The organism is Microbulbifer sp. JSM ZJ756 (assembly GCF_044383805.1).
GTDB lineage: Bacteria > Pseudomonadota > Gammaproteobacteria > Pseudomonadales > Cellvibrionaceae > Microbulbifer > Microbulbifer zhoushanensis.
On sequence record NZ_JBISER010000010.1, the window covers coordinates 178628 to 184627 of the forward strand.

The 6000-nt window shown below is 60.6% G+C and carries 5 protein-coding genes and 1 tRNA gene; all 6 read left to right on the plus strand.

From position 1 onward, the window contains the following. The first annotated feature begins 8 nt into the window (after positions 1-8). Entirely contained in the window at positions 9-194 is a 186-nt protein-coding gene (locus ACH6CX_RS16105; protein ID WP_233005704.1) for a Trm112 family protein, read from the plus strand. A gap of 3 nt (positions 195-197) precedes the next feature. After that, positions 198-557 carry a histidine triad nucleotide-binding protein gene (locus ACH6CX_RS16110; RefSeq protein WP_233005703.1) on the plus strand — a complete coding sequence of 120 codons (360 nt, stop codon included), beginning with the start codon at positions 198-200 and terminating at the stop codon, positions 555-557. Positions 558-616: 59 nt separating this feature from the next. Then, entirely contained in the window at positions 617-3232 is a 2616-nt protein-coding gene (gene alaS / locus ACH6CX_RS16115; protein WP_233005702.1) for an alanine--tRNA ligase, read from the plus strand. 149 nt (positions 3233-3381) lie between these two features. Then, positions 3382-4620, plus strand: a complete 1239-nt coding sequence (locus ACH6CX_RS16120; protein WP_233005701.1) for an aspartate kinase — start codon at positions 3382-3384, stop codon at positions 4618-4620. A 218-nt stretch (positions 4621-4838) separates the two neighbouring features. Further along, entirely contained in the window at positions 4839-5033 is a 195-nt protein-coding gene (csrA, locus tag ACH6CX_RS16125; RefSeq protein WP_091516387.1) for a carbon storage regulator CsrA, read from the plus strand. A 293-nt stretch (positions 5034-5326) separates the two neighbouring features. Beyond that, positions 5327-5416: transfer RNA gene (locus tag ACH6CX_RS16130), tRNA-Ser, on the plus strand. The last annotated feature ends 584 nt before the right edge of the window (positions 5417-6000 follow it).

A 6000-nucleotide genomic window follows, 5' to 3' on the forward strand; every position in this document is an offset into this window, starting at 1 on the left:
TGTGGAACATGGATAAGAAACTACTGAGTCTGCTGGTTTGCCCGGTAAGCAAGGCGCCACTCGAGTATGACGAGGAACGGCAGGAACTGGTCTGCAAGGCCAGTGGCCTGGCCTACCCGGTACGTGACGGCATCCCGGTGATGCTGGAGTCCGAGGCGCGCCAGCTGACCGCCGAGGAAAAACTGGAAAAGTAGCCCATGAGTGAGCCCAGCGTCTTCAGCCGCATTCTTGCGGGCGAGATTCCGGTCGACAGGGTGTATGAGGACGAGCAGTGCATCGTTATCCGGGACCGTGCGCCCAAGGCGCCGACGCACCTGCTGATCATCCCGCGCAAACCGCTCGTCAATGTGTCGGACGCGACTCAGGAAGATCGCCTCCTGATGGGGCACCTGCTGTGGGTAGCCGGGGAGCTGGGCCGCAAGCTGGAGCTGGATGGATTCCGCCTTGTGGTCAATAACGGCCGCAGCGCCGGCCAGACCGTCTTTCACCTGCATATTCACCTGCTCGCCGACCGGGAAATGCGCGAGCAGGACCTGGCCGACGACCCGGGCAACTGAGTGGCCCCGTCGGTCTCACCGTTTAATCAACCTTTACCAACGAAGTGGAATTACGCTGGATGAAAAGCGCACAGATACGCGACGCCTTCCTGAATTATTTTGCCGAGCAGGGGCACACAGTGGTGCCCTCCAGTTCCCTGGTGCCGGGCAACGACCCGACCCTGATGTTCACCAATGCCGGTATGGTGCAGTTCAAGGACACTTTCCTGGGCCATGAGCCGCGCCCCTACAAGCGCGCGGTCAGCTCGCAGCGCTGTGTACGCGCCGGTGGCAAGCATAACGACCTGGAGAACGTCGGTTACACCGCCCGTCACCATACCTTCTTTGAGATGCTGGGCAACTTCAGTTTTGGCGACTACTTCAAGCGCGATGCCATCCGCTTCGCCTGGGACTTCCTGACCAAGGTGCTGGGCCTGCCGGAGGAGCGCCTGTGGGTCACCGTGCACATCAGTGATGACGAGGCCGCGGATATCTGGTTGAAGGAAATGGGGGTCAGCCCCGACCGCTTCTCCCGCCTCGACGAGGACAATTTCTGGCAGATGGGCGACACCGGCCCCTGTGGGCCCAGCTCTGAAATATTCTACGATCACGGTGCGGATGTGCCCGGTGGCCCACCCGGATCGGACAACGATGACCTGGATCGCTACATCGAGATCTGGAACCTGGTGTTCATGCAGTTCGAACGCTCTGCCGATGGCGAGCTGCACCCGCTGCCCAAGCCCTCAGTGGATACCGGCATGGGCCTCGAGCGTATTGCTGCAGTGATGCAGGACGTGCATTCCAATTACGAGATCGACCTGTTCCAGGCGCTGCTGAAAGCCGCCGCGGAGATTGTCGGCTGCAGTGACCTGGAGGAAAAATCCCTGCGGGTGATTGCGGACCATATCCGTTCCTGCTCTTTCCTGATCGCCGACGGGGTATTGCCCTCCAATGAGGGGCGGGGATATGTGCTGCGCCGGATCATCCGCCGCGCAGTCCGCCACGGCCACAAGCTGGGCCAGGAAGACATTTTCTTCTACCGGCTGGTGAACGCCCTGGCGGAACAGATGGGTGACGCCTACCCGGAGCTGCGTGACAAGCAGCAGCTGATCGAGGACACCCTGCGCAAGGAAGAGGAGCAGTTTGCCAAGACCCTGGATAAGGGCATGTCAGTGCTGGACGAGGCACTGTCCGGCCTGGAGGGGACTGAAATCCCCGGTGAGCTGGTATTCACCCTCTACGATACTTACGGCTTCCCGGTGGACCTGACCCAGGATATTGCCCGGGAGCGTGACCTGACCCTGGACATGGCTGGCTATGAGGCATCCATGGAAGCCCAGCGCGAGCGCGCCCGGGCGGCGGGCAAGTTCAAGCATGATTACACTGCGACCCTCGACCTGGAAGGCAGCACTGAATTCCTTGGCTACGATGCCACCAGTGCCCGCGGCAAGGTAGTGGCCATCGTCAATGAAGGCGGTGAGCAGGTTGATACCCTGGTGGAGGGCCAGGAGGGGGCTGTGGTCCTGGATCGCACGCCTTTTTATGCCGAGTCCGGAGGCCAGGTGGGTGACTGTGGTTACCTGCAGGCCAGTGGTGGACGCTTCGAGGTGCGGGATTGCAGCAAGCAGGGTGGCCATCACCTGCATACCGGCAAGCTCCTGCAGGGCAGCCTGTCAGTAGGCGACGAGCTGGAGGCCGAGGTGTCCGCGGATGTGCGCCAGTCCACCGCGCTCAATCACTCCGCGACCCACCTGTTGCACGCTGCATTGCGCAAGGTGCTGGGTGAACATGTAACGCAGAAGGGCTCGCTGGTGGATTCAGAGCGCCTGCGCTTCGACTTTTCCCACCCTGAGGCTGTGACTGCCAAGCAGCTGCATGCCATTGAGTCGCTGGTGAATGCCCAGATCCGTGCCAATAGTGAGGTGCTGACCGAGGAAACGGATATCGAGAGCGCGAAGGAAAAGGGCGCCATGGCTCTGTTTGGCGAGAAATATGGCGACACCGTGCGGGTGCTCTCCATGGGCGAGATTGAGGGTGGCGGTGCCTTCTCTGTAGAGCTTTGCGGCGGTACCCATGTCCAGCGTACCGGGGACATCGGGCTCCTGCGTATCGTCGGGGAGAGCGGCATCGCCTCGGGCCAGCGACGTATCGAGGCGGTGACAGGCGCACACGCCCTGGCCCTGTTCGATGAGGCGCAGCAGCGCCTGGAGCACACGGCGGCGCTGTTGAAGACGCGCCCGGATATGCTGGCAGAGAAGGTCGAGCAGTTGCTGGCCAACAACCGCAAGCTGGAAAAGGAGCTGTCCCAGCTGAAGACGAAGCTCGCCAGTGGCGCAGGTGGAGACCTGTCCGCCGAGGCGGTGGAAGTGGCGGGCCACAAGCTGCTGGCGGCTTCCATTGAGGGCGCGGATCCCAAATCGCTGCGGGACCTCGCCGACCAGATGAAGAACAAGCTGGGTAGTGGCGTCGTATTGCTTGCCGCACCGGGTGAAGAGAAGGTGGCCCTGGTGGCTGCCGTGACGAAAGACCTGACCGGCCGGGTGGCTGCTGGAGACCTGATGCGCTTTGCCGCCGGCAAGCTGGGCGGCAAGGGCGGCGGTCGCCCGGATATGGCCCAGGGTGGCGGCACTGATGTAGCGGCGCTGCCGGGTATGCTTTCCGACGTGCGCAGCTGGGTCGAGGAGCAGCTCTCCTGAGAGTCCGATGGGCAAGAGCGGGCGCCGCGCAATAAATCGGTTGATTTTGCCGAAAATTAGTGATTTAGTGCGCGGCTCGCAAAAACTGGCAGTTACTGTGCCAATAAGCCTGGCCTGGTGACGCTGGCAGTAAGGAAACACAAAAATCCATGAGTTTGTTCGTGCAGAAATACGGTGGCACTTCGGTGGGCTCGATCGAGCGCATCGAAGCTGTCGCCGACAAGGTCGCCGCATTCCGGGCACAGGGCCACGAGATGGTGGTGGTGCTCTCGGCCATGAGTGGCGAAACCAATCGCCTGATTGACCTCGCCTACCAGGTGCAGGAGAAGCCGGATCCGCGGGAGCTCGATGTCCTGGTGTCCACCGGGGAGCAGGTCACTATCGCGCTCCTGAGTATGGCGCTGAAGAAACGTGGCTATGACGCCTGCTCCTATACCGGCGGCCAGGTGAAGATTCTTACTGACAACTCGCACACCAAGGCCCGGATCCAGCAGATCGATGTGGAGCGTATGCGCCGGGACCTGGATGCCGGTCGCGTGGTGGTGGTGGCAGGTTTCCAGGGTGTGGATGAAGAGGGCAATATCACCACGCTCGGGCGCGGTGGCTCAGACACTACAGGTGTGGCCCTGGCGGCGGCGCTGAATGCCACCGAGTGCCAGATCTATACCGACGTGGATGGGGTGTATACCACCGATCCCCGTGTAGTGGACAGTGCGCGGCGGCTCGATCGCATTACCTTCGAGGAAATGCTCGAGATGGCCAGCCTGGGCTCCAAGGTGCTGCAGATTCGCGCGGTCGAGTTTGCCGGCAAGTACAAGGTACCCCTGCGTGTCGTATCCACCTTCGAGGAAGGGGAGGGCACGCTGATCAGTCTGGATGAGGAAGACACCGAAATGGAACAACCCGTCGTTTCCGGCATCGCATTCAACCGCGACGAGGCAAAACTGACGATCCGCGGCGTGCCGGACACTCCCGGTGTGGCCTGCCGGATCCTGGCGCCGGTGGGCGCGGAGAACATCGAAGTGGACGTTATCGTGCAGAACATCAGCTCCATTGATGGCACGACAGACTTTACCTTCACCGTGCACCGTAACGACCTGGCCAAGGCCAAAGAGGTCCTGGAGAGGGTGGCTGGTGAACTGGGCGCCAGGGAAGTGGTTGCAGACGACAAAATCGCCAAGGTTTCGATTGTCGGTGTGGGCATGCGGTCCCATGCCAATGTGGCCAGCCGGATGTTCAGTGCGCTGGGCGAGGACAATATCAATATCCAGATGATTACCACGTCTGAGATCAAGATTTCCGTGATCATTGACGAGCGCTACCTGGAGCTTGCGGTGCGGGCCCTGCACAGCGAGTTTGAGCTGTCGGAGCCCCGTGCGGCAGGCTGAGTCTATAACCAGCTGTAAGGGGGCGGCTGACTTCTCATAGCAATTTCGTCATGTGGCGTAGAGTCCGACCCATTGAGAATTTGTTCTTGTGGTCAATACTGACAAGAGTGATGGGCAAAAACCTCCCAAAACATGCCGCCATCCGGTTATGATGACCGTGGGAAACTCGAATCATTTTGAGTTCTCCCAATCACAGGATGATCAAGGAGAAGTAGGTAATGCTGATTTTAACCCGCCGGATTGGCGAGACGCTGATGGTCGGTGACAACGTCACCGTGACCGTGCTCGGCGTAAAGGGAAACCAGGTGAGAATCGGTGTCAACGCGCCCAAAGAAGTAGCCGTGCACCGGGAAGAGATATACCAGCGGATCCAGAGGGAAAAGCAGTCGCCGGGTGATGCCGAGCAGGAGTAGCTCCTCCCGAGCAGAGAAGGGCCGGTTCGACCGGCCTTTTTTGTGCCCCCCGCTCCGGTGTTGCACCGGGAGCATTGCCAGTCTCCCGCCAGCCTGCCTGAATCGTCGCCGGCCTGCGCAGAATGTATACAGTCAGGCCGCTGGCGCTAAAAAAGTTATTGATTCCCCATTGATTTTTGCCCTCCCGTTGGTATGATGCCGACCTCTTTCGGGGGGTGCCCAACGGGTCGCCCGCCAGGATCCCGAAGCGGGATTCACCTGCAGCCGCGAGGCGGCAGAACAATCAGATTTACGGTGAGATGGCCGAGTGGCTGAAGGCGCGCCCCTGCTAAGGGCGTATGGGTTAACACTCATCGAGGGTTCGAATCCCTCTCTCACCGCCATATAGAAAACACCCTCTTCCGAGAGGGTGTTTTTTTTGCCCTGCAGCGCGGGGCCGGGAGGGCTCGCCCTCCCGATCGGCTTTGTCGGTATGGTCCAGGGGATTCCTGCAAAAACTACTTGCCGAGACGGAGCTGGCCGCTATAATGCGCGCCACTTCGAAAGGGCCAGGTGGTCCTTCAGGGTCGGGAAACGACGCCTTCGGGTATCGGTTTTCAGCCCTGAGAAAGCCTTCGAAAAAAGGCTTGCCAAGCACGAAGCGGTCGCTATAATGCGCGCCACTTCGGAAGGGCCGGGCGGTCCTTCAGGGTCGGGAAAAGACGCCTTCGGGTATCGTTTCCGGCGCTGAAAAAAGCCTTCAAAAAAGGCTTGCCAAGCACGAAGCGGTCGCTATAATGCGCGCCACTTCGGAAGGGCCAGGCGGTCCTTCAGGGTCGGGAAAAGACGCCTTCGGGCATCGGTTTCCGGCGCTGAAAAAGCCTTCAAAAAAAGGCTTGCCAAACAGGAAGAGGCCGATATAATGCGCGCCCCTTCGACGGTCACCGGAAGCGGTGGTCGGGGATCCCGGAAAGGCCCGAGCGGCCGG